Origin of the sequence: Succinivibrio sp. (assembly GCF_045124615.1) — a bacterium.
Classification (GTDB): Bacteria; Pseudomonadota; Gammaproteobacteria; order Enterobacterales; family Succinivibrionaceae; genus Succinivibrio; species Succinivibrio faecicola.
This window is the reverse complement of the sequence record NZ_JBGVMC010000252.1, coordinates 1-2,181: the sequence shown is the minus strand read 5'-3', so window position 1 is coordinate 2,181 and position 2,181 is coordinate 1. Positions and strand designations below refer to the sequence as shown.

2 protein-coding genes are annotated in these 2,181 nt (G+C 35.7%); both read left to right on the top strand.

What is annotated here, in order from left to right:
- Positions 1–58: 58 nt before the first annotated feature.
- On the top strand, positions 59–889 hold the full coding sequence (nudC, locus tag ACJML3_RS06570; RefSeq protein ID WP_406021699.1) for an NAD(+) diphosphatase: 831 nt from the start codon (positions 59–61) through the stop codon (positions 887–889).
- Positions 890–979: 90 nt separating this feature from the next.
- A partial coding sequence (locus tag ACJML3_RS06565) for a Na+/H+ antiporter NhaC family protein (protein ID WP_406021697.1) occupies positions 980–2,181 on the top strand: 1,202 nt, incomplete at its 3' end.

Genomic DNA, 2,181 nt, shown 5'->3' with positions numbered 1-2,181 from the left:
TATGGCTGCTCTTGATGCAATTTCATATTTAGAGAAACAGTAAAAAGATCTGGTAAAAATGATACAGGATTTAAAAGGATCAGTTTTTAAAAACGAATTTTCAATTAGAAGAAAACCAAATGATAATGATCAGGTATTTGTTTTTGATAACAGATCTGTTCTTACAAAAGGTGATGGCAAAGACAGCCAGATTTTTCTTCCATATGCAAAAGATTTTGACAAGAAAAAACTTACTTATCTTTTCTTGATTGATGATGTTGCCTATTATCTTTTTAATGGAGATGAGAGAACTGTTGATATTGATGGCTTTTCATTCAATAGTATTCAGATCTTCAGACAGGCAAATCCTAAAAATACATGCTTTGCTGGATTTACTGCATATCATCTTTATGAGTGGTATTCAAAGAATCGTTTCTGTGGTCGCTGTGGTTGCAAAGTTGTTCATTCAGAAAATGAAAGAGCTTTAATCTGTCCTGAATGCTCAAATGTTGTATATCCAAAGATTGCTCCTGCTGTAATTGTTGGAATTACAGATGGTGACAAAATTGTTGTTACAAGATATAACGGAAGAGTCTATACAGGATTCTCTTTGGTTGCTGGATTCTGTGAAATCGGAGAAAGCTTTGAGCAGACTGCAGTTCGAGAGGCTCAAGAGGAAGTTGGTCTTAAAATCAAGGATTTAAAATACTTTGGCTCTCAGCCATGGGGTGTTGATTCAAATATTCTTGTAGGCTATATGGCTAAAGTTGATGGATCCACAATAATAAAAAGAGATCAGAATGAGCTATCCGAAGCTTTGTGGGTTAGCAGAGAAGAAATTGAAGCACAAGATGATCCGATATCTCTGACAAAACTTATGATTGCCTCATTTAAGAAAAACGGTTATTGATCGATAAAATAATATTTCTCCTTTATAGTGCATTGTAAAAACTCATATTTGAATAATGTATAATTACAGTGCATTTTTTAAGGAGAAATCATGGAATCAGTATCAGTTGGCATCTTATCAGTACTGCCTCCTCTAATAGCAGTTGTTCTTGCTCTTGTAACAAGAGAAGTATTCTCATCTTTAATTATCGGTATCCTTTCAGGTACTCTTATCTATACACTTAAAACCGATGGTAATGTTGTTGTAGATACTGTACAGACTGCAATTAAAGTTATGGGCAACAAGTTCGATCTTAATATCGTTCTTTTCTGCTCACTTTTAGGTGCTTTAGTTTATATCATTTATCTTGCTGGTGCCTCAAGAGCATATGGTGACTGGGCAACCAAAAAGATTAAAGGTAAAAAATCAGCACTCTTATCAACATCTGCATTAGGTGCATTTATCTTCATTGATGATTATTTCAACTGTCTGACAGTTGGTACAGTCATGAAGCCTATTACTGATAAATATAAAATCTCAAGAGCAAAGCTTGCCTACATTATTGATTCAACCGCAGCTCCAATCTGCATTATTGCACCTATTTCATCATGGGCTGCAGCTGTTGGCTCTAATCTAAAATCAACAAACGCATTTGAATCTGACATTGGTGCCTTTGTAAGTGCGATTCCTTGGAATTTCTATGCAATCTTGTCACTTATTATGGTTGTGATTGTCTGTCTATTCTCATTTGATTTCGGTCCTATGAAAAAAGCAGAAAAAGAATGTCTGGACGGAGTTGAAATTACCAATGATACTCGTGATGAGTCATTTGACAAGGTAAAAAGAAACGGTCGTATCTTTGATATGGTTGTTCCTATTTTTGTACTTATTGGTGCTGCAACATTATCAATGCTGTATACAGGCGGATATTTTGGTGATGATACCGCTTACCATTCATTAGGAGCAGCTTTTGGTAATACAAATTCTTCATTGTCTTTAGTTTTAGGATCTGTAGCCGCACTTTTGGTTTCCTTCGTTATGCTCATTTCAAGAGGAGTTCTGACTCTAAAAGAGTATATGGATGGATTCATTCGCGGTGTTCAGTCTATGATCCCTGCAAATATGATCTTAACTTTTGCTTGGACTATTTCTGGTGTTACAAGAGATCTGCTGCAAGCACCAGAGTTTATTTCATCAATCGTTCAGAACGATCTTGCTTTTGTGGGTGCAATTCTACCTGCAGTTATCTTCGTGATAGCAGGATTTTTATCATTTTCAACCGGTACAGCATGGGGAACCTTCGGTATCTTGAT

Excerpts from the sequence above, each read along its gene's own strand:
- nudC (WP_406021699.1), top strand. The coding sequence starts at position 59 with ATGATACAGGATTTAAAAGGATCAGTTTTTAAAAACGAATTTTCAATT.